This is a genomic window from Bradyrhizobium sp. (assembly GCF_049512235.1).
Classification (GTDB): Bacteria; Pseudomonadota; Alphaproteobacteria; order Rhizobiales; family Xanthobacteraceae; genus Bradyrhizobium.
This window is the reverse complement of the sequence record NZ_JBEKXH010000073.1, coordinates 1-19,557: the sequence shown is the minus strand read 5'-3', so window position 1 is coordinate 19,557 and position 19,557 is coordinate 1. Positions and strand designations below refer to the sequence as shown.

The 19,557-nt window shown below is 63.3% G+C and carries 20 protein-coding genes and 1 tRNA gene; 11 read left to right on the top strand and 10 right to left on the bottom strand.

Features of this window, described 5'->3' with window-relative positions; genetic code table 11:
• From ABSG20_RS09625 to ABSG20_RS09605, 5 genes are all read left to right on the top strand, one after another.
• Positions 1 to 870 (top strand): S1C family serine protease (locus ABSG20_RS09625; RefSeq protein ID WP_423864270.1); only part of this gene is annotated, 870 nt, incomplete at its 5' end.
• 19 nt (positions 871 to 889) lie between these two features.
• Entirely contained in the window at positions 890 to 1,957 is a 1,068-nt protein-coding gene (locus ABSG20_RS09620) for a carboxylesterase family protein (protein WP_423864269.1), read from the top strand.
• A 430-nt stretch (positions 1,958 to 2,387) separates the two neighbouring features.
• Complete coding sequence (locus tag ABSG20_RS09615) at positions 2,388 to 3,719, top strand: hypothetical protein (RefSeq protein WP_423864268.1); 1,332 nt, start codon at positions 2,388 to 2,390, stop codon at positions 3,717 to 3,719.
• Positions 3,720 to 3,797: 78 nt separating this feature from the next.
• A complete protein-coding gene (locus ABSG20_RS09610) occupies positions 3,798 to 4,577 on the top strand; it encodes a COG3904 family protein (protein WP_423864267.1) in 780 nt (259 codons plus the stop codon).
• A gap of 63 nt (positions 4,578 to 4,640) precedes the next feature.
• Positions 4,641 to 4,847 carry a hypothetical protein gene (locus tag ABSG20_RS09605; protein WP_423864266.1) on the top strand — a complete coding sequence of 69 codons (207 nt, stop codon included), beginning with the start codon at positions 4,641 to 4,643 and terminating at the stop codon, positions 4,845 to 4,847.
• A 43-nt stretch (positions 4,848 to 4,890) separates the two neighbouring features.
• Here ABSG20_RS09605 and ABSG20_RS09600 read toward each other — a convergent pair whose 3' ends face one another.
• The 5 genes from ABSG20_RS09600 to ABSG20_RS09580 form a co-directional block, all read right to left on the bottom strand.
• Positions 4,891 to 5,571, bottom strand: coding sequence for a DsbA family protein (locus tag ABSG20_RS09600; protein WP_423864265.1), 681 nt, complete (start codon positions 5,569 to 5,571; stop codon positions 4,891 to 4,893).
• 40 nt (positions 5,572 to 5,611) lie between these two features.
• Complete coding sequence (locus ABSG20_RS09595; RefSeq protein WP_423864264.1) at positions 5,612 to 6,391, bottom strand: sulfite exporter TauE/SafE family protein; 780 nt, start codon at positions 6,389 to 6,391, stop codon at positions 5,612 to 5,614.
• A gap of 189 nt (positions 6,392 to 6,580) precedes the next feature.
• On the bottom strand, positions 6,581 to 7,303 hold the full coding sequence (locus ABSG20_RS09590) for an LrgB family protein (protein WP_423864263.1): 723 nt from the start codon (positions 7,301 to 7,303) through the stop codon (positions 6,581 to 6,583).
• Positions 7,296 to 7,682, bottom strand: coding sequence for a CidA/LrgA family protein (locus tag ABSG20_RS09585; protein ID WP_423864262.1), 387 nt, complete (start codon positions 7,680 to 7,682; stop codon positions 7,296 to 7,298). Before ABSG20_RS09585 ends, ABSG20_RS09590 begins: the two co-directional genes overlap by 8 nt.
• A 119-nt stretch (positions 7,683 to 7,801) precedes the next feature.
• Positions 7,802 to 8,302, bottom strand: a complete 501-nt coding sequence (locus tag ABSG20_RS09580; protein ID WP_423864261.1) for a hypothetical protein — start codon at positions 8,300 to 8,302, stop codon at positions 7,802 to 7,804.
• 190 nt (positions 8,303 to 8,492) lie between these two features.
• Between ABSG20_RS09580 and ABSG20_RS09575 the strand changes: the two genes are divergently transcribed.
• The gene (locus tag ABSG20_RS09575; protein ID WP_423864260.1) at positions 8,493 to 8,759 is read left to right on the top strand and encodes a PsiF family protein; all 267 of its coding nucleotides are present in this window, start codon (positions 8,493 to 8,495) and stop codon (positions 8,757 to 8,759) included.
• 172 nt (positions 8,760 to 8,931) lie between these two features.
• Entirely contained in the window at positions 8,932 to 10,017 is a 1,086-nt protein-coding gene (locus tag ABSG20_RS09570; RefSeq protein ID WP_423864259.1) for an AbrB family transcriptional regulator, read from the top strand.
• Between the two features lie 18 nt (positions 10,018 to 10,035).
• Here ABSG20_RS09570 and ABSG20_RS09565 read toward each other — a convergent pair whose 3' ends face one another.
• Positions 10,036 to 10,581 (bottom strand): disulfide bond formation protein B, encoded by a 546-nt coding sequence (locus tag ABSG20_RS09565; protein ID WP_423864258.1) that lies wholly within the window; start codon positions 10,579 to 10,581, stop codon positions 10,036 to 10,038.
• Positions 10,582 to 10,753: 172 nt separating this feature from the next.
• Here ABSG20_RS09565 and ABSG20_RS09560 point away from each other — a divergent pair.
• Positions 10,754 to 10,838, top strand: a tRNA-Leu gene (locus tag ABSG20_RS09560).
• 498 nt (positions 10,839 to 11,336) lie between these two features.
• Here ABSG20_RS09560 and ABSG20_RS09555 read toward each other — a convergent pair.
• The 3 genes from ABSG20_RS09555 to ABSG20_RS09545 all read right to left on the bottom strand — a co-directional run bounded on the left by ABSG20_RS09555 (position 11,337) and on the right by ABSG20_RS09545 (position 13,208).
• The gene (locus tag ABSG20_RS09555; protein WP_423864257.1) at positions 11,337 to 11,690 is read right to left on the bottom strand and encodes an alpha/beta fold hydrolase; all 354 of its coding nucleotides are present in this window, start codon (positions 11,688 to 11,690) and stop codon (positions 11,337 to 11,339) included.
• Positions 11,650 to 12,345: a dienelactone hydrolase family protein gene (locus ABSG20_RS09550; RefSeq protein WP_423864256.1), complete on the bottom strand. Its 696-nt coding sequence runs from the start codon at positions 12,343 to 12,345 to the stop codon at positions 11,650 to 11,652. Before ABSG20_RS09550 ends, ABSG20_RS09555 begins: the two co-directional genes overlap by 41 nt.
• A gap of 167 nt (positions 12,346 to 12,512) precedes the next feature.
• Positions 12,513 to 13,208, bottom strand: a complete 696-nt coding sequence (locus tag ABSG20_RS09545; RefSeq protein WP_423864255.1) for an alpha/beta fold hydrolase — start codon at positions 13,206 to 13,208, stop codon at positions 12,513 to 12,515.
• Positions 13,209 to 13,521: 313 nt separating this feature from the next.
• Here ABSG20_RS09545 and ABSG20_RS09540 point away from each other — a divergent pair, with 313 nt between their 5' ends.
• Positions 13,522 to 14,427, top strand: coding sequence for a helix-turn-helix domain-containing protein (locus ABSG20_RS09540; protein WP_423864254.1), 906 nt, complete (start codon positions 13,522 to 13,524; stop codon positions 14,425 to 14,427).
• A 391-nt stretch (positions 14,428 to 14,818) separates the two neighbouring features.
• On the opposite strand, the gene ABSG20_RS09535 is transcribed toward ABSG20_RS09540, so the two are convergent.
• Complete coding sequence (locus ABSG20_RS09535; protein WP_423864253.1) at positions 14,819 to 15,337, bottom strand: ABC transporter substrate-binding protein; 519 nt, start codon at positions 15,335 to 15,337, stop codon at positions 14,819 to 14,821.
• A gap of 513 nt (positions 15,338 to 15,850) precedes the next feature.
• Here ABSG20_RS09535 and hpnN point away from each other — a divergent pair.
• The gene (gene hpnN / locus ABSG20_RS09530; RefSeq protein WP_423864252.1) at positions 15,851 to 18,511 is read left to right on the top strand and encodes a hopanoid transporter HpnN; all 2,661 of its coding nucleotides are present in this window, start codon (positions 15,851 to 15,853) and stop codon (positions 18,509 to 18,511) included.
• 151 nt (positions 18,512 to 18,662) lie between these two features.
• Entirely contained in the window at positions 18,663 to 19,334 is a 672-nt protein-coding gene (locus ABSG20_RS09525; protein ID WP_423864251.1) for an MlaA family lipoprotein, read from the top strand.
• The last annotated feature ends 223 nt before the right edge of the window (positions 19,335 to 19,557 follow it).

Below are 19,557 nucleotides of genomic sequence, written 5' to 3'. Positions count from 1 at the left end.
CATTCGATCATCCCCGCCGACGCCTTCAGCGCGGAGACGCTGGGTACCGAGCGCGCCGGCAACGGCGTTCTGATCGACGATGGCCTGGTGCTGACGATCGGCTATCTGATCACCGAGGCCGAAACGGTCTGGCTGCATCTTGGCGACGGCCGCGTGGTGGAAGGCCATGCGCTAGGTTTCGATGCCATGAGCGGCTTAGGCCTGGTTCAGGCGCTCGGCCGCATCGACCTCGAGCCCCTGCCGCTTGGCCGTTCGGCCGCCGGTGAGATCGGCGACCGCGTGGTGGTTGGCGGGGCCGGCGGCCGCACGCGCTCGGTCGCCAGCGAGATCGTCGCCAAACAGGAGTTCGCCGGTTACTGGGAGTATCTCCTGGACGAGGCGATCTTCACCTCGCCCGCGCATCCCAATTGGGGCGGCACCGGGCTGATCTCGAGCCACGGCGAGTTGATCGGCATCGGCTCGCTCCAGCTCGAGCGCGAGCGCGAGGGCAAGGCCGAGCATGTCAACATGATCGTGCCGATCGACCTGCTCATGCCGGTGCTCGACGATTTGCGCAAATTTGGCCGCGTCAACAAGCCGGCGCGCCCCTGGCTCGGGATGTTCTCGACCGAGATCGACAACAAGGTGGTGGTGATCGGCATTTCCGCGAAGGGACCGGCGGCGCGCGCCGAACTCAAGGCCGGCGACGTCATCCTCGCCGTGCGGGGCGAGAAGGTCTCGAGCCAAAGCGCCTTCTACCGAAAACTCTGGGCGCTCGGACCGGCCGGCGTCGACGTGCCGCTCACCATCCACCACGAAGGTGTCACCTTCGACGTGGTGCTGACGTCGACCGACCGTGCCAAGCTGCTGAAGGGCCCGCGGCTGCATTGAAATCCGGCGGAGGCTTTTGATGAGCGAGGCCGTGGTGGACGACATCGTGGCCGTGCTGCCGCCGCTCTTGCAATCGCTGGAAGCGCTCGGCTTCATCGCTCGCCATCTCAACCCGCCGGATTTCGACGCCGTGATGGATGCCGCCGGCGCGCCCGACCATGCCTTGCAGGCGTTGCGCCCGCGGCTTCTGGACTGGCCCAGGGAATTCGCTGACATCCAGGCCGCGCTCCAAACCGCTGCGGACGCGGTGATGGCGGCTTTCACGGGACTGCGCGCGGTACGGCATGGCCATGGTGACCTGATTGCCGCCTTTCGCGCGCTGCGTCATGCCCCGCGCGCGCACGAGGCGCTCTATCCCCTTGCCGCAAAATTGCCCCCGGTAAGCGGCTTTTTCCTCGATCCGGCGTTGCGCGATGACGCCGATCTGCTGGCCCGCCTTGCGGCGCCCGCAGCCCCGAACAGCGGCGTCATTCATGACAACAACGGACCCGGCAGCCGGGGCGGCTTCTCGCTTTATGTGCCGGAATATTACACCCCCGACCGCGCCTGGCCGTTGGTGATGGCGCTTCATGGCGGCAGCGGCAATGGCCGCGGCTTTCTGTGGAACTGGCTGCGCGAGGTGCGCAGCCATGGCGTGATCCTGGTCGCGCCCACCGCGACCGGCAGCACCTGGGCCTTGATGGGCGAGGACGCCGACACCCCGAACCTCAGCCGCATCCTCGCTTGGATAAGGGCCCGCTGGAACATCGACCCGACAAAACTGCTGCTCACCGGAATGAGCGACGGCGGCACGTTCTGCTATGTCACGGGGCTCGAGAGCGGCTGCCCTTTCACCCATCTGGCCCCGGTAGCCGCCACCTTTCATCCCCTGATGGCCGAAATGGCCGATGCCCAGAGATTGCGCGGCTTGCCGGTCTATCTGGTGCACGGCCGGCTCGACTGGATGTTCCCGGTGCAAGTCGCGCGGCAGACCCGGGAGGCGCTAACGGCGGCCGGCGCCGATGTCACCTACCGGGAGCTAACAGATCTCAGCCACTGCTACCCGCGCGAGATGAACCCGGCGATCCTGGATTGGCTGCGCGGTTAGAGCCTGTTCGGTTCTGATTGAATCAGAACCGAGGTTCATCAAATGCGGATGCGGTAGCTCTCAAGTTTTATTACATACCATGCGAGAGAAAATCTCTCGGCGGAGTCCGGTGCAGATGCGCCGCGTCCGTGCCGACAACCGCCCGGGAACGGTCGCAGGTTCCGACTTCATGGATTGGGCGTCAATTCGATCCGCGGAATGCGGCTTTCCGCCGACTGGCTTCCGCCAACGGTATTTCCGGCCGAACCCGGCGATCGCTTCCACAGCAACGTCATCTGTCGTCACGCGTCATGATCGCGGATAGCCGCAGGCTTTCCATCACGGCCGACATAATCTCGTCCGGATTCATCCGCAGAGATTAGGTTTTAGAGAAGAGAACCGCGGGGCGTTGGTCGGAGCAGTCTTCGAAGCAGCAAGTGGAAAATCCTTAATGCCTCCGGAAAATGTTGCCGCCGCCCCAACGCCGACCACCCGCGCGTCGGCTTCGGCGCTGCTGTCGCGGGGCGTCACGCGCCTCGAAGTCACGCTGAAACTCACCACCGCGATCCTGGCGTTGGCAGCAGGCGTCTATACCTATCTCGGCGTCCGCGAATTGCTGAACGGCAGCCCGGCCACGGTGTTCTTCGCCGCCGTGATCTATGCGGTGGCGGTGTCGGTCGGCATCTACGCGTTCTGGGTATTCATGATGCATTTCATGCCGCATGTGACCGGTCGCGCCGGCCGTGGCCTCATGGCCGGCTGCATGCTGCTGGGATCGCTGATGATCGTGGCGATGTCGTCATGGCTCAATGCCTCGGCGCTGGCCGGCGCCGCGGCGATCCAGCAGCATCTCGCCACCACGGTGCAGGACTATACCCGCGACCTCGATAGCGCCAACAGCAATGCCATTGCCGCCCAGGGGCTGTTGCCGGACATCCAGCTGGCATCATCGCGCTTCGCGCGGCTTGCCGATGCCGAGCGCGCCGGCTCGCTCACAGGCACCGCCGGGTCCGGCACAGTGGTGCAGCTCCTGACCCAGATGTCCGGACAACTCGACAGTCTTGGTCAGGAAGTCCAGGCCTCGGGCAAGCGGGTCTCGGCCCTGTACGAACTGGGCGGTAAAAATCTCGCCAGGATGCGTGAACTGATTTCCGATCGCGGACCGATTTCGGCGCGCAGCGACGCATTCGCAACCGAGTCGCTGGCGCTGATGGGCGTGATCGCCAATTTGCAGCAGACCTCCGTGGCGGCGGCGGTCAAACGTGCCGCAGCCTCGCTGTCCTCCAGCTTCATTGCGCCGGCCGCAGGCGGCCGCAGCGCCGATCTGGCCGATCGCCAGACCGCCATGGTCGGCAAGGTGGAAAGCTCGATTGCAACCCAGGCGGCATCGCTATCGGACGCCGCCGATAAAATCCTGGCGACGCCGCGGGTCGAACCGATCAGGTTCCAGTCGCTGTCTTCGGCCGAAGCCGTGCTGCGCTACGCCGGCGATTTCATCCCGAGCTGGGCCGGCGCGATCTCGATCGACCTGATGCCGGCGGTGCTGGTGCTGATCCTGTGCGTGGTGCATGCCACGATCCGTCGCGAAGCGCAGCCGTCCGTCAGTGCGTCCAACATGACGGTGGGCGAACTGGTCGCGGCCTTGCAGATCGCGCACGAGGTCGTGCAAGCACGCAAGCCGATGCCCGACCAGGCCAGGGTTGGGGCAGAACGGATGGGCGAGCCGGCGGCCATGATGGAAGAAAACGTCACTTCGCTCTCGGCGGCGCGACAAATCAAATAACGGATTCCGGTGCCACCATCGTCGAGCCTGCAACAACGTCTTCGCGCCTGGGTATCGGACAACCCGGACCAAGCCATATTGCGCTGGATTTTCTGCAGCGTTCTAGCGGTCACGATCGCGGTGCTCGCAGCCGACCTCGCCGGCATGCGGGCGCAGACCATAAACCCGGCCGCCGCAACCGGGCCGATCGAGATCAGGCAGGATGCGCCGGTGCTTCGTCTTCCCGGCCTTGCGCCATCGATCCCAGCGCCGTTGCCCGGTGACGACAAGCGCACGGCGCCGCTGCCGCAACCGGACGGCTCGTTGGCCATGCCGATGACGTTCGCGTTCGCCGGCGGCGGAAGGTTGCTCGCGACCGGCACCATCACCCCGGGCATTTCGGAAGTCTTCGCGGCCGAAGTCGGCCGGCACAGCGGTTACATCAAGACCGTGGTGTTGAATTCGCCGGGCGGTTCGGTGACCGACGCGCTGGCGATGGGGCGACTGATTCGCGAGCGGAAACTTGCAACCGAAGTTGAGGCGGGAAAATATTGCGCGTCGTCCTGCCCGCTGGTCTTTGCCGGCGGCATCGAGCGGCGCGTCGGCGACCGGGCCGCGATCGGCGTACACCAGGTGGCGGCGATCGGTTCGGCCGGCCAGTTGCGCGATGAGATGAGCATCGCGCAGAACATTTCCGCGCATTGCGAGCGCTATCTCGATGACATGGGCGTGAGCCTGCAGGTCTGGGTGCATGCCATGGAGACCCCGCACGACCGGCTGTTCATCTTCCGGCCGGATGAGTTGAAATCATTGAACATCGTTAAGGCTGCCGCGGCTTCGGCGCCGCCAGCGGTGCCCGCGACGAAACCACGGTCTTAAGTGGGGCAAGCCGCGGGAACCATCCGATCGCGACCGCGTTGTTGACGATCATTGGAGGTTGTCATGCGGGTTTTTCTGGGAATGATCTTGGGTGCGCTGCTGTTGACCGTGGTCATCTACAGCTATGATTCGATGCAGACATCGACGGTTGCCAACGGCGAAGTGGCGCAGGGCCATCGCACCATCGTCAACTGGGACGTCGCCGCCACCGACTGGAACGCGCTGAAGTCGCGCGCCCATGACGACTGGATCAGGCTGTCGTCGAAATAATCTGCCTCCAGAATGATCTGCGTCGCAATAATTGTCGCGACCGCTATTTTTCCGCAGCTGCCTTGCGCGCATCGGCGATCACCTGACCGAACTGCTCCATGGTGAGAACGCCGGGCACGCGGAACTTGCCGACGATGAACGACGGCGTGCCCTTGAAACCGAACGCCGTGGCTTGATCGTTGTTGCGCGCAAGGATCGCGTCGATGGCTTTTGCGTTGGCCGCTAGATCGCGGCTGGCGCGGTCGACATCGATCCCCGCGCCAGCCAGCAGTTCCCGGATTCGCGGTTCGGTGAGCTTCGAATTGACCCCGATCAGCGCATCATGCGCCTGCGCAAATTTGTCCTGGTATTTGCTCGCCAGCGCCATCCGCGCCGCGATCACCGAAACCGGCCCGAGGATCGGCCAGTCCTTCCACACCAGGCGAACCTTGCCGTCATCCTGCACTACCTGCCGCAGCTCGGGCTCGAGCTTGCGGCAATAGGGACATTGGTAATCGAAATATTCGACGATCGTGATGTCGCCTTCGACATTACCGGCGACCGGGATATCCGGGTCGCGCAACACCAGCGCCTCGGTCAAAACATTGTCGCCGTCGCCTTGCGCCAGCGCCGAGCCTGGCTGAAACCCGATGCCGAGCACGATCGCGCCCGCGCCGAGCGCGCCCAACGCCTCACGCCGGCTGAGTCCGGGGTTGCGCGGGGCGGGATTGATCGATTTGGTCATGTCCGGTCTCCCGCAGCCCCTCAAGGCCGCAATGGCCCGCTCAGGATAGCGACAAGTTTCGCACCAGCATATAGAGCGCCACCGTGATAATGACAGCGGCAAAAACGACATTGAGCGCCCCGCGCCGCGCCGCCAGATGTCGCGCCGACCGGGTGCCGAGCAATCCGCCGACGATCCCGCCGGCGATGAACAATCCCGCCAACCCCCACGAGATCAACCCGGACCAGGCGTAGCTCGCCGCCGTGGTCAGCCCGAACGCCGTGACCGCGACCAGCGACGAACTGACCGCATTGAGGATCGACATTCCCGTCGCCAGCATCAGCGCCGGCACGATCAGAAAGCCACCGCCGATGCCGAAGAAACCGGACAACGTTCCGGTTGCGAGACCGAGGCCGACAATGGCGGGCATGTTGGTCCAGTTTATCCGCACGTCGGGCAGCCCGACCCGCGCCCGCGTCTTCAGCATCAGAGCCGCGATCACCAGCATCACCAGCGCGAACAGCGCCAGCAGCTTTTGGCCGTCCAGCATCTTGCCGAAGATCGATCCGACGAACGCGCCGATCATTCCCGCCGCCGCGAAGGTCAGCGCGCACGACCAGCGCACGGTGCCGCCGCGCGCATGGTTCGACAAATTGACCGCCGCGTTGGCCGCCACCGCGATCGCGCTGGTGCCGATCGCCACATGGGCGTCGGGCACACCGACCACGTAGACCATCAGAGGCACCGCCAGAACCGATCCGCCGCCGCCAACCAGCCCGAGCGAAAATCCGACCAGCGAGCCCGATGCCAGTCCCAGCACGCCTTGCATGGTGGAGATCATCAAACCGGCAACCTCAGGGCTCGTGCATCCGTTCGAACCGCGACGCCCCCAGCGGGTTCCGCCCCCTGATCCGACCGAGGTCGGAACAGGCAAAAATCGATCGATGCGCAAGCCATCAACGGCACGGCGTTCCTCCGCAAGGAGTTTCTTCAAATCTCTAGGTTGGCCGCAGCAAAACTGCAATGAAGATCAGCGCAGCAAGAGCGTCACCACCAGCGGCACCAGGAGCGAGGTCACCAGCGCGTTCAGGCTCATGGCGATGCCGGCGAACACGCCCGCGACCGCGTCGACCTGAAACGCACGCGCGGTGCCGATGCCGTGGGCGGCTATCCCCACGGCGAATCCGCGGGCGCGGAAATCCTTGATGCCGATCCGGTTCATCAAGGGCGTGACGACGATGGCGCCCATGATGCCGGTGAGGATGACCGCAACCGCGGTCAGCGACGGGTCGGCATGCAGGGATTCGCTGATGCCCATCGCAACCCCGGCCGTGACCGATTTCGGCGCCAGCGACAACACCACGATGCGCGGCAGGCCCGCGGCCTGCGCCAGCCATACGACCGAAACCACCGCGGTCACCGAGCCCGCCGCGAGCGCGACCAGCATCGGCACGATCGCCGACGCCACCACCTTGCGGTTTTCGTAGAGCGGCACCGCCAGCGCCACGGTCGCCGGCCCGAGCAGGAAGTGCACGAACTGCGCGCCGCCGAAATAGGTCGTGTAGGACGTGCCGGTGAGCAGCAGGAACGCCCCGATGATCCACATCGAATGCAGCACCGGGTTGGCCAGGGGATTGCGGTGGGTTGCGAGCGATACCGCATCGGCGCTCGCATAGGTCAGCAATGTCACCGTCAGCCAGAGCAGCGGCGACTGCGAAAGATACACCCAAAGCGAGAACGGATTTTCACTCATCCGCGCTCCCGCGCGCCAGCAGCCGGCTTGCGGCCAGAAAGGTCACGACCGTCACCAGCAAGGTTGCCACCACGGAGATGGCGAGCACGCCCAGGAAGGCGATGCCATGCTCGACGACGAGGTCGAGCTTCTGCACCACGCCGACACCGGCCGGGACGAACAGCAGTGACAGATTGGCGACCAGGAACCGGCTGGCATGTTCGACGCCGCCGCCCTGCAACGGTCCGCGCGCGACGATGACAAAGCGGTCACGCGCCAGCAGCAGCAGCAACAGCAGCATCAGGCCGACCACCGGACCGGGCAACGGCAGCGCCAGGGCGCGCACGAAGACTTCGCCGGCCAGTTGACAGAGCAGGATCAGGCTGAGGCTGGCTATCATCGGCGATTCCGGGAGCGCCGGCGGCATCGCCGGGCCAAAGGGAAAGCGGCACGGCGATCCTCGGAAGTGCCCGGGACGGTTGTGTGTCCGAACACTCGGTGAGGGTTAAGCGGATCGCCTCAGCCCTTCAGCCGCTTGTTGCACTCGCTGTAGTAACCGCCGCCACCTTTTTGATTCCACTTCATCCCGCCGGTGGTATTGTCGGCCTTGTTGGCCTTCCATTGTTCGGCACAGGTGTGAATCCGCGCCAGGCCTGGTTTTTCCTGAGCAAATTTCGGATCGACGGCGGACGGGAATATGGCGTTACCGACCGGTGCCGGTGCTGCCATAGGCGCGGCTTCCTTCTTCGGCTTGGCTTCCACCTCTTTTGGCGCGGCTGCAGCGGGCGGGGCGGCGGGGGCCGCGGCGGGCGTGGCGGCAGGCGCCGCTGCGGCGTCGGCGCCGCATTCGGCCTTGCGGAAATCATTCCACTTCTGGCCGTTGAGCGTGCCGGCAGCCTTGGCGGCCTGATATTTCGCACTGCATTCCTGCGAGGTCAGGGCGTGGGCGGGCGCCGTCGCCGCGAGCGCGGCAAAAGCCGAAGCCGCAACTGCCGATACTAATCTTGCTTGAATGGTCATCCCCTGGTCTCCTTGGGCGTGGCATTTTATAGATCCCCATCCTAGCGTGGCGACGGCGCGTGACAAAGCAACGATCGACCGCCGGAGCAAAAATCTTGCCCCTGAAAATGCCGCCGTCCGGCTTCATTCATCCACGGTTCAGCATCACAGCGCGACGGTGCGCGCCTCTTCAACCCGAGGTGCTCCGATGATGAAATTATCTTCCCGCGCGGCCGCGACGGCCTTCGCCTCCCTGCTGATGATGAGTTTTGCATTTGCACAGACCCCCGCCCCGGCCACCCCGGCGCCGGCTGACAAGATGGCGCCGGCCAAGAAAGCCGGGAAGCCGCGCAGCGCGGCCTCGCTCGAATGCTCCAAGGAAGCCGACACCAAGGGCGTCCATGGCAAGGAGCGCAAGAAGTTCATGTCCGACTGCAAGAAGGAAGCGAAGGACGCCGCGGCCAAGCCGAAGACATAGGGTCAAGCCTCTGGGGGTCAAGCCTCTGGCCTCGCCATCCGTCATCGGGTATCGCCTCCGGCGAGCCCGGTGACGGGCCCCGGCGCGCGAGATGGCGCAGCGCAGCGGACGCGCATTGCTGCAGTCGCGTTGGCGCATTTGTCGCCGCTATCGGGATTTGCCATAAGGCGGCGTGAGACGAATACCCTCATCTTTGGCGGTTGCCATCCCAAGCCGTAGCAACACTCTAAACGTGCTGGAAACGATACTTATCGGCACCGGCGGGGGACTGTTGTTTTTGCTCGCGCATCTGCCGGGCGGACTGATTTCCGGGGCCATGATCACCGTCGGCATCGCCGCGATATCAGGACGCCCGATGACGCTGCCGCCGATCGTGACCCAGACCGTGCTGGTGCTGCTCGGGATATCGCTGGGCTCGCTGGCGTCGCGGCAACTGCTGCAACATGTGAGCGCCTATCCCCTGACCATCGGCCTGTTGGCGCTGGCCACGTTCTGCTCGACCTTCGGCAGCAGCCTCTATCTGCAGCGCGTCCACGGCTGGGAGCGGACCTCGGCCTTTCTGGCCGGCAGCCCCGGCGCGCTGTCGCAGATCATCATCCTCGCCGCGGAGAAAGGCGCCGATGTCCCTGCGATCGCGGTGGTGCAGACGCTGCGGGTGATCGTTCTCACCGCGGCCCTTCCGCTGCTCTTGACCCTGACCGGACTGGCCCCGGCATCGCTGCCCGCCCCGGCGGTGGCGATCGCCACGCCGCTCGAATTCGCGAGCTTGATTGCCGCCGCGCTTTCGGCAGCGATGCTGCTGCGGCTGGTCAAGTTCCCGGCGAGCTGGATGTTCGGCGCGATGATCGGCTCGATCGTGCTGCACGGCTCAGGTCTGGTCGAGGGCGGCCTGCCGCCCTCCGTGCGCGGGGTGGCGCTGGTCGGGATCGGCGCGCTGATCGGCACGCGCTTTGCGCGGATGAAGACCAGGACGCTGCTCGGCCATCTCAACGCGGCGCTCGGGTCTTTCGTCGTCGCCATCATCATTTCCGCGCTGTTCGTCGCGGTGATCGCGCTGACCACTGCGGTGCGGCTGGCCGACATCATGGTGGCATTCGCGCCGGGCGCGATGGATGCCATGCTGGCGCTGGCGCTGACGCTGCACATCGATCCGATCTTCGTCGGCGCCCACCATCTGTCGCGCTTCGTGTTCGTCACCCTCGCGATGCCCGGCATCGTGCACCTGTTCGGACGTCCGCAGGAAGATGTCGATGATTAGGATTTGCGCGCGGCCGGATCAGGATCCGCGCGCCGCCAATCTGACGATGCCCGACGCCGCGATCGCGGCCGTCAGGAGCGAGATCAGGACATTGTAGCCGGCCAGTGACAGGCCGAGAAAGCGCCACTGCACTTCGTCGCAACGGATCACCTTGACGCTGTCGAGGCGCTCCAAAAGAGTGCCGGCGCTGCCGAGATTTCCGATCGGGCCGGTGCACTCGGTCGGTCCCTGCCAAAGCCCCCATTCGACGCCGGCGTGATAGCCGCCGAGCACGGCATTGCCCAGCGCAGCCAGCGCCAGAATGGCGAGGCCCGCATAAAGCAGCGCAAGCGGGGCCCGCCTCGCCGCGGCGAGCGCTGTGATCGCGCCGAGCGGAACGGCCAGATAATAGGCGTAGCGCTGCTCGAGGCAGAGCGGACAGGGCCGGATGTCCAGCACCAGCTGGAAGAACCATGCCCCCGCCAGCGTCGCCGCCGCGATCACCGCGATCAAAAGCGAAGCCGTGAGCGCCGGGCTGGCGGGCAAGCGCAGCTGCGAGCGGTTTGCGATCGTATCCGACGTCACGTGGGCCTCCTGTGCGCGCCAAGCGTCCTACCCCCTGGGGTCGGCGCTGTCGAGGCGGGGCCGGATCACGGCGGAGTGTTGTGCGATCGGCGCACGGGTTGACCTGAAGAGGCTGGCCGCTATATTCCGCGGGCTTTCCGGCCTCTGCCCTTTAAGGCCTGATGTCAGATAAGCCCCTGTGGCGGAATTGGTAGACGCGCTCGACTCAAAATCGAGTTCCGCAAGGAGTGCTGGTTCGATTCCGGCCAGGGGCACCAGACTTCGCGGCTACGCTACGGCTTGTCCCCCGCTTTTCCGCGGATCGCGAGCAGCCCTCCACCTGTTCACCTGTTAACGACCATCGGTCCGACCGGGCGTGATGCTTCCACTGCCCCGAGGACACAACTGATTTGGGTTGCTCGCGAAGCCGAATATTTTTGTCGAAACGGCTGGACAGGATTTCGCCGCGCCAGCCCGTCGGGCAAATCAATGCGCCATCGCGGGTCGCGTCCGGGCTGGTAGCGGGCATCCATGCATTTTCGGTCAGGCACTGCCAGACTTTCGCCCGACCCCCGGATCGCTCATAACACTGCGATCAATAGCATTTTTGCGTTTTTGGCGCAGCTTTGGCTAGGGTGGATTGCATATAAGCATTAATCAATCATAGATTGAAACTGCGCTTTGCCCCGGACGCTCCCAGGCATCGGGTCGCGCGAATGCGCGGCCGATGCAAGGCTCCGTGACCCGCCATCTCCCGACACGGGCATCCATATAAATTAACAAATCGCGGCCCGTCGTTCTCGGAAGTGGCGGGTTACGGCTTCGCCTCCAACCCGCCCTTGGCCCTGCACAGTCTCGCCAGCATCCGGGGCAACGGCGGCGAGGTAAACCAGCCCGACCACGCGATCATCGGTCCGCGCGGCTGTGATCGTGGCTCCGCCATAGGAGTGACCCACGAGGATGGCGGGACTGCTGACCCGCCCCAGCGTGCGTTTGATCGCGGCCACATCCTCCGTGAATGTATCGAGGCCGTACTGGACGGCCATCACCTCGTGCCCTTGAGCCTGCAGCGCTGGAATCCCCTTATCGTCACTGCAGATGTCGATGTAGAAATTCCTTGGTTCGCCCATTGGCGAGCGTTGCTGCCGCGGCGCTGTAGTGCGCCCCGTTATGCCGAGAGAAGGCGTGACGCTGACCCGGATAGCTATAAACGGTTGCGTTTGGCTTTTTTGCCAGCGCCGCTTTGATCCGTGCTTGCGCTGCCTTCGAGATGAATTCGTCCTCCTCGCCAAGGTGCATCAGCAAGGGGGCGCGCAGGCTTCCAACTTCGCCGAGGTATTTTTCCGTGTCGCCGCCATGGTAGGCGACGGCGGCGTCAACCTCATGGCGGGCGGCCGTGATAAAGGCCATCAACGCGCCGAGGCAGTAGCCTTGCAGGGCAACCCTCCCGGTCGACTGAGGCAACTTGACAGCGGCGCGGATTGTTTGCGCGATATCGCGCGCGCCAGCGTCGCGATCATACGCCCCGTAAAGCCGCAGACCGCGCTGCCAGTCGGCTTCTGACCTTACGTCGAGATCAACGTCGGGCTCCTGCCGCCAGAACAGGTCTGGCGCGATCGCGGTGTATCCCTGGGCCGCCAACTCATCGCAAGTCACTCGGATGTCGGCGTTAACGCCAAACAATTCCTGAAGAACGACCACCACGGGCGCGGGCAAGGTGGCGGGCCGTGAAATATAAGCGCCGAACCTCCCATCCGGAGACTCGATGACGATCCGATTTTCCATGTTTTGCTCCTGATGAGATTCCTTGAAACGAATCGCTGCCGATTGACCAGGCCGTGAGTTGCGGCGCGAAATGCTCCCGCTCCCGGCACTAGCGATCCTCAAATCGGCCATCCGCTCCGATGCCGTGAGGAAAGTGACCAGCCTGCCTTCGCGCCGCGTCGTCAACTTCACTGACTGACCAACGCGTGCGCGGCAGCCTCTTCGATGAGCTGGGCTGTTTCCTTCGGATGAGACATGTAGGCCACATGGCTCGCCTTCACCTCGACCGTCTTGGCCTTGGCGCGCTTTGCCATCATGCGCTCCTGATCCGGATTGATCGATCGGTCGTCGGTGGCCACCATGTACCAGGAGGGCTTGTGCTTCCAGGCGGGATTCTTCACCTGATGGGTGAACGAGTCGGTAGAGATCGGCACCTGCGATATAGCCATGAACTCCGCCTCATCTCGTGGAATGTCCGCTGCGAAGTCGGCGGCGAAATGCGCCTGGTCAATCCACCAAAGCCCGTTGCTGTCCGCCTTGAACGCCTTGGACGCTTGCGGCACGGCCTGTTCGATCGACGCGCAGCTTTCGCCTTCATCGAGGGCAAAGGCGGCAATATAGACAAGCGCTTTGACGTTTGGATGATTGCCAGCCTCGGTAATGATGGACCCGCCGTAGCTGTGGCCGACCAGAACGACCGGTCCGCCCATGGCGTCGATTGCGGCCTTCGTGTACTTTTGGTCTTCGGCGTACGATGTCTCGGGAGGCTGCGCTACCGACACCCTGTAGCCGTCATTCTTGAGGATGTCGGCGACCTTCCTCCAGCCGGAGCCATCCGCGAAAGCCCCATGCACCAAAACTACGTTCTTAATGGGTTGTGTCATGACCGTCCTCCTTTGCAGTGAAGATCCATTCGGATTGGTTATTTTCGATGCTGAACGCTTTCACGCCGAACCGCCCTTGTCTCGTTGGCTACTTGATCGCTGCAGCACCCGGGTTCGAGCACACCGTATTGTTGGGCAGCGCCCGCAAAATTGTACGAATTTGACCGCGTTGTAAGATTCGGCTGAAAAATTCGCCGCTATAGACGACACCGCCGCCATTCGCCGCTTTTTTTGATTTTTGGGCATTTATCTTGCCGGGACGCGTTGAGTGCGCGAGAGTATTTGTCGCTTTAGTCACCGTCAGGAGGCAATGATGGCTGCGGATGCGATCGAAAACGACCTTGCTAGACGCTTCCGAATAGACCCTCCGCCAACACTTTTGGCGCGAAAATCTTCAAAAGCACGTATCGGCTTTTCGCGGCTGCGAAGCAGTCGTCCGATGCATGGCCATTCAATAGCTACGCCACCGGAAGAGGCCTTTGCATTCTGGGTTCCGTTATCGGTGCCGTTTTTCTCGAACCTATGGACGGCAGGACGGCGCAGAGAAGTGCCCGAGCTGCGTCTCGGCGATGCACAGCTGGTTGACCTCGGCGACCATCCGGTCGTCAGTTTGGACATCCCCTTCGATGCGATTCGCTTTTACATCACCCAGGTGGCGCTTGATGAGATGGCCAACGAAGCCGGCATTCGCCGGGTGAAAGGACTTTACGCGTCGAATTTTGGTGCCCGCGATTTGGTCATGTTCGGTCTCGCGCAAGCGCTGGCGGGCGCGATGGAGCAATCGTGCGACGAAACCGCGATGTTTTCCGAATGTATTGCGCTTGCTTTTTTCGCTCACATTGTGCGCGCTTACGGCAGCGTCCCGATCGGGGGACGGAACGCCCGCGGCGGCCTTGCAGCGTGGCAGCTGCAACGCGCCCGTGACCTCGTCAATGTCAATTTGGCACACGATCTTTCGATTGCAGAGATCGCGCATGAGTGCGGACTATCGAGCGGCTACTTTGCACGAGCATTTAAACGGTCGACGGGCGTTCCGCCTTGCCAGTGGCTGAGCAAAATGCGCATCGAGCGCGCCAAAGAACTCTTAAAGGACCCACGCTGCGAGCTCGCCGAGATTGCCCTGCTTTGCGGCTTCGTCGACCAAAGTCATTTCACGCGCGTATTTTCCAGGAGCGAGGGTTACAGCCCGGGTCGGTGGCGCCGCCTTCACTGCTTATAGTTTGGCGCGTGCGGCGGTCTTGATCGAGGGGCGGCTCGCAAGGTTGAAGCGCCCTCAAATGCGCGCGCCGCCGCGACGTCCCGGCCGCTTTGGGCGTCGCTCTGAGCGCGACGGTTTTCGCCGCCGCGCTCAGAGATTCGTATCTCGCGTCGATCGAGGCGATGCCAATGGCGCTCCTCGGTCCTTCCCCTGAACAAGCGCGAGTTTCCCGAGGCGCGGCCAATGCTTCAGCGTCCTCTCAATTGCTGACTTTGGTGGAAGCAGGCCCCCATCAGGAGTTTGTTCCTTCCCCGCAAGAACACCCATGTCAGCTGGTCTCGACATCGCGGAAGTCGCACGCACAACAATTCGCGATTGAGTGGACATGGCAATGGCCGCGCTCTCGCGCCATTTATTTTGCAAGCAGATTGTCAGTTCGTTCCTGCAATTTCTTGATCAAACCATCGGCGCCACCGGAAGCGATGATCGAGGCGAACTCGTCGCGCCGCAGCGCGAGATCGCTGATCGTTCCGTTGAGATAGATATCGACCACCCGGCCGCCGCGGACCAGGTAATTTATGCTCACGGTGCGGCCATTGGATTGCAGAAGCTTGGTCTTGACGATTTCACCGCCGCCGCGCGCTTCCGGAGTCGGCTGCGGATCGACGACGAAGCGTTCGCCTGAATAATCTTTGATCTGACTGGCGTAATCCGCGACGATAAAGCGGGCGAAGCCGTCCCGAACGGCGGCCTGCTGCTGTGCCGAGAAGTCCCTCCAGGGTGGACCGACCGCCAGCCGCGTCATCGTCGGAATGTCGAACGCCGCGGTAAAGACCGGCGTGAAGCGCCTGTCGCGCTCAACCACACTGAGCCGTGCAGCCTGTTGGATGGTCGGCATCAGCTGCTGATAATAGGCTTCGATTTTTGCCACCGACTCATTTGGCGTCTGGGCGGCCAGCGGCAAAGCGTCAAATGAGACGAGCAAAAAGACACCAAAGACAAACCGCACGAACATAGCCCTCAGGCGGGGCATGAAACATTTCGTCGCCACCATTCGTCACCACAGATTCCGTTTGGAGAGAAATGCTCTTGAGTTTCGCGGTCGCACTCGCCCGCAGCCGCGATTGCCGCAGCAGCCGCGGAGGATTTGCGGTTGCATGATGGCGTGCATTTTCAAGCCCAACATTCATTCCGACATCGAACATCGAAGGCAGGCTGGCGCAGGCCGGCGAGGCATTCACCCTTGGGCTGCGGCCGGACTACCGCATATCACGCATTCGCCGGGTGGGGCCATACTTTACTTCAACGCGCGAATTTGTGAAAGGTACCAGGGCTTGTCCCGTGCTTGTCCCGCCGGTGAGACTGAGCGGACCGGCCGACCTTCATGACGGGCTCGCGTCGCGTTGACGGAATTGCTACTCATTGCCCGCCATACGACGATCGGATGCCATCTTTGACGGGAAATCTCGAGTCTACGCCGATAGCCGCGATCACACGGCTGGTACGCCTTTCGACTCGATACGCATGGCCGGTGATTCTGGGCTTCCTGCTTCTGGCGGCGGCCTCGGCAGCCTATTTCACGCGGCATTTCGCCATCAGCACCGACAGCAAGCAGTTGCTTTCGAGCTCGCTGCCATGGCGCCAGCAAGAAGCGAGGCTGAATGCCCAGTTTCCGCAACAAATCGACCAGCTCATCGCGGTTGTCGATGCCGCCACCCCGGAGGCCGCCGATGATGCGGCGGATGTGCTGGTCAACGAGATGGCGTCCCGGTCAGACCTGATCCGTAAGGTCAGCCGTCCTGATGGCGGCGAGTTCTTCGAGCGCAACGGCATTCTCTTTCTCAGCGTGAAGAAGGTACAGCGCGCCACCGCCGACCTGATTTCTGCAGAGCCTTTTCTCGGGACGCTGGCCGCCGATCCGACGCTGCGCGGCGTCTTTCGTACATTCTCGCAGTCGATCGAGGGTGTTCGCCTGGGAAAGGCAAAGCTCGACTCTCTCACGCCGGCGCTCGACGCGCTCGCAAATGCGCTGGAGCTCGTCGACAAGGGAAAGAGCGCTTCCTTCTCGTGGCGCAAGCTGATCGCCGGTGAGGAGCCGAAGCCTTCGGAGCTGCGCCGCTTCGTGAACATCGAACCGGTGCTCGATTTCACCGATATTCAGCCGGGACGCAAAGCGATTGCGGCCATACGCGAAGCGGCATCCAGGCGGGGCCTCACGCCGGAGAATGGGGTGACGGTGCGCCTAACCGGGCCGGTTGCTCTTGCGGACGAGGAGTTCGCCACGGTCGCCGACGGCGCCATGCTCAACGGACTAGTCACACTGCTCCTGGTCGGCCTGGTGCTGTGGCTCGCGCTGAGGAAGGCGCGGCTGATCCTCGCGGTGCTTGTCAATCTCGTCTGCGGTCTGCTCTACACGGCAGCCACAGGCCTCTGGATGGTGGGAACGCTGAACTTGATCTCGGTCGCGTTCGCCGTGCTCTTTGTCGGCCTCGGCGTCGATTTCGGAATTCAGTTCTGCGTCCGCTATCGCTCCGAGCGGCATGCCTGTCTCGACCTCGATCAGGCGTTTACGGCGACGGCGCGCGGGATCGGGGCCCCGCTCCTTCTCGCAGCCGCTTCGATCGCGACCGGATTCTTCTCGTTCCTGCCGACAGCCTATCGCGGCCTTTCCGAGCTCGGGCTGATCGCCGGGGTAGGCATCATCATTGCGCTGGCCACGACCTTGACCCTGCTTCCTGCGTTGCTCACGGTCCTCAAGCCGCCTCCTGAGCCAAGACCGATCGGTTTTGCCGCGCTGGCGCCCGTGGACCGCTTTCTGGAGCAACAGCGCAACTGGGTCGTCGGCACGACGCTAGCTGTTGCGGTTCTCGGTTTGCCGCTGCTCGCGGGTTTGCGTTTCGACTTCAATCCGATCAATCTGCGGGCGATGGATACCGAATCGGTCGCAACCTTGCTCGACTTGATGAACGATCCCGAAACCAGTCCGAACACGATCGACATCCTCGGAAACGACTCCTCCGGGGTATCGACCATGGTCGAGAGGCTTCGGAAATTGCCGGAGGTTGGCCGGGTGGTGTCGCTGCAGAGTTTTGTTCCCGACGATCAGGACGCCAAGCTGGCTTTGATCGAGGACGCAGGCTTTTTTCTGCAGAACACGCTCAATCCCGGCGGGATTGGTCCAGAACCGACGCCGGCGGAGACGGAGGCGGCGATCGGAAAGCTGATCGCCGAGCTATCCGAGGCGACGGATGGCCTCGATAGTCCGGCCGCCGTACAGGCTCGCCGCCTCGCAGCCGCTCTGACCGCCATGGCGAAGGCGCCGCCGGCCGTCCTGGGCGAAGCCGATCGCGCGCTCATCACACCGTTGCGGACGATGCTGCGTCAGGTAAGAAATCTCCTCAATGCCGAACCCGTGAGCATCGCGACTCTTCCGCCCGCGCTGAAGGGCAACTGGATGTCTGCCGATGGCGTCGGCCGGGTCGAGGTCGCGCCGAAAGGGGATGGCAACGACAACACGATCCTGCGTCGCTTCGTAGTGGCCGTGCGTGGTGTTGCCCCGGAGGCTACCGGCCAGCCGGTTTTCATCATCGAGGCGGCCGCAACCGTCATCAAGGCATTTCTCCAGGCCGGCGTCCTGTCGCTGGTGTTGATCGCATTGATCCTGTTTGTCGCGCTGCGCCGCTGGGTCGATGTCGCTTTGACGCTGGTGCCTCTGCTGGTTGCCATCGTGGTCACACTTGAGATTTGCGTGCTCATCGGACTGCAGCTCAATTTTGCGAACGTCATCGCACTGCCGCTGCTGCTGGGCGTCGGCGTCGCCTTCAAGATCTACTACATCGTGGCGTGGCGATCGGGGGGGACGAACTTCCTGCAATCGAGCCTCACGCGAGCCATCGTCTTCAGCGCCTGTACGACCGCCATCGCGTTCGGGAGCCTCTGCTTCTCGCATCACCCCGGGACATCGAGCATGGGCAAACTGATGGCCCTGTCGCTGCTGACGACGCTTGCCGCCGCCGTCCTTTTCCAGCCGGCTCTTCTGGCCACCCAGCCGAACCGATCTGGGCAATTTAAGGGCAAATTTACCGGCGCTGATGCAAAGAAGTAACAGTCGCCACAACGGGTACGTGATAACCATCTCGGGAAGGCACGGACAGAGAAAGAACATGGGTCTCGGTCGAACGTCGGCCCAAGGAGCAATCGCGTGCCTATCGTCGTTACTCGTGGCTGCCTGCGCGTCGATGCCGAGAGACGCGTCGTTGCCGATCAGCGACCCCGGTGAGGCGAGGAATCGACAAGTCCTGGCCATCAATCAGCAAACGTTGGGGCCACTGTCGGACGTGGTGAAGAGGCTGCCCGGCCCCGTGCACGACCGCCTCCATGATCTGAATTCGAATTTGAAGGAGCCGCGCATCTTCGTCAACGACGTGCTGCAGCTGCGACTGGACGCGGCCGCCACCACGGCCGGCCGCTTCGTTCTCAATACAACCGTCGGCGTGGGCGGACTGTTCGACGTGGCGGGCCGCCAAGGCACCGGTCAGCAGAGCGGCGATTTCGGGCAGACTCTGTTCGTTTGGGGAGTGAGCGACGGTCCGTATGTGGTTCTGCCCTATATGGGGCCGGCCACGACGCGCGATGCCTTCGGCTCGATCGTCGATGTGGCCGCCGACCCGCTGGGTTGGCTCATCGGATTAAACATCGTCTCAACGGTGACGCACGTTGCGGTCAGTGCCGGCACGACGAGCCTCGATGCGACCGATAGACTTGGCCAGCTGAAGCAAGCCGAAGACGCTTCCATCGACTTCTACAGCTTTATCCGCTCAGGCTATTACCAGACGCGGCGAGCCGAATTGCGCGAGGCAGTTGGATTGCCACGGGAGACCGAGTCCCCGGCCACCAGCGGACTTGACGATCCGGGCGGCGACAAATGAACGCGCCGGATTGCCACGCTTGGTTGACGTGGATGTGCTCCGGAGCGGGAGCCTGCCGATATAGGTTTGCCGTCAGGCACAGGACACATCACCGACGGACCGCACGCCCGCTTGCCGATCTGCGTCCGCGATTCGATCAGCGGTGCCGTCTCGGTGACCGCGCGTGAATGCTCCCATCAGCGCATGAACACAGTCGTTCCAGGTTCGGCGACGGTATTCGGCC

Excerpts from the sequence above, each read along its gene's own strand:
- ABSG20_RS09555 (WP_423864257.1), bottom strand. The coding sequence starts at position 11,690 with ATGGGCGAACCAAGGAATTTCTACATCGACATCTGCAGTGACGATAAG.
- ABSG20_RS09615 (WP_423864268.1), top strand. The coding sequence starts at position 2,388 with ATGCCTCCGGAAAATGTTGCCGCCGCCCCAACGCCGACCACCCGCGCG.
- ABSG20_RS09600 (WP_423864265.1), bottom strand. The coding sequence starts at position 5,571 with ATGACCAAATCGATCAATCCCGCCCCGCGCAACCCCGGACTCAGCCGG.
- ABSG20_RS09590 (WP_423864263.1), bottom strand. The coding sequence starts at position 7,303 with ATGAGTGAAAATCCGTTCTCGCTTTGGGTGTATCTTTCGCAGTCGCCG.
- ABSG20_RS09580 (WP_423864261.1), bottom strand. The coding sequence starts at position 8,302 with ATGACCATTCAAGCAAGATTAGTATCGGCAGTTGCGGCTTCGGCTTTT.
- hpnN (WP_423864252.1), top strand. The coding sequence starts at position 15,851 with ATGCCATCTTTGACGGGAAATCTCGAGTCTACGCCGATAGCCGCGATC.
- ABSG20_RS09550 (WP_423864256.1), bottom strand. The coding sequence starts at position 12,345 with ATGGAAAATCGGATCGTCATCGAGTCTCCGGATGGGAGGTTCGGCGCT.
- ABSG20_RS09575 (WP_423864260.1), top strand. The coding sequence starts at position 8,493 with ATGAAATTATCTTCCCGCGCGGCCGCGACGGCCTTCGCCTCCCTGCTG.
- ABSG20_RS09620 (WP_423864269.1), top strand. The coding sequence starts at position 890 with ATGAGCGAGGCCGTGGTGGACGACATCGTGGCCGTGCTGCCGCCGCTC.
- ABSG20_RS09605 (WP_423864266.1), top strand. The coding sequence starts at position 4,641 with ATGCGGGTTTTTCTGGGAATGATCTTGGGTGCGCTGCTGTTGACCGTG.
- ABSG20_RS09585 (WP_423864262.1), bottom strand. The coding sequence starts at position 7,682 with ATGATAGCCAGCCTCAGCCTGATCCTGCTCTGTCAACTGGCCGGCGAA.
- ABSG20_RS09595 (WP_423864264.1), bottom strand. The coding sequence starts at position 6,391 with ATGATCTCCACCATGCAAGGCGTGCTGGGACTGGCATCGGGCTCGCTG.
- ABSG20_RS09540 (WP_423864254.1), top strand. The coding sequence starts at position 13,522 with ATGGCTGCGGATGCGATCGAAAACGACCTTGCTAGACGCTTCCGAATA.
- ABSG20_RS09545 (WP_423864255.1), bottom strand. The coding sequence starts at position 13,208 with ATGACACAACCCATTAAGAACGTAGTTTTGGTGCATGGGGCTTTCGCG.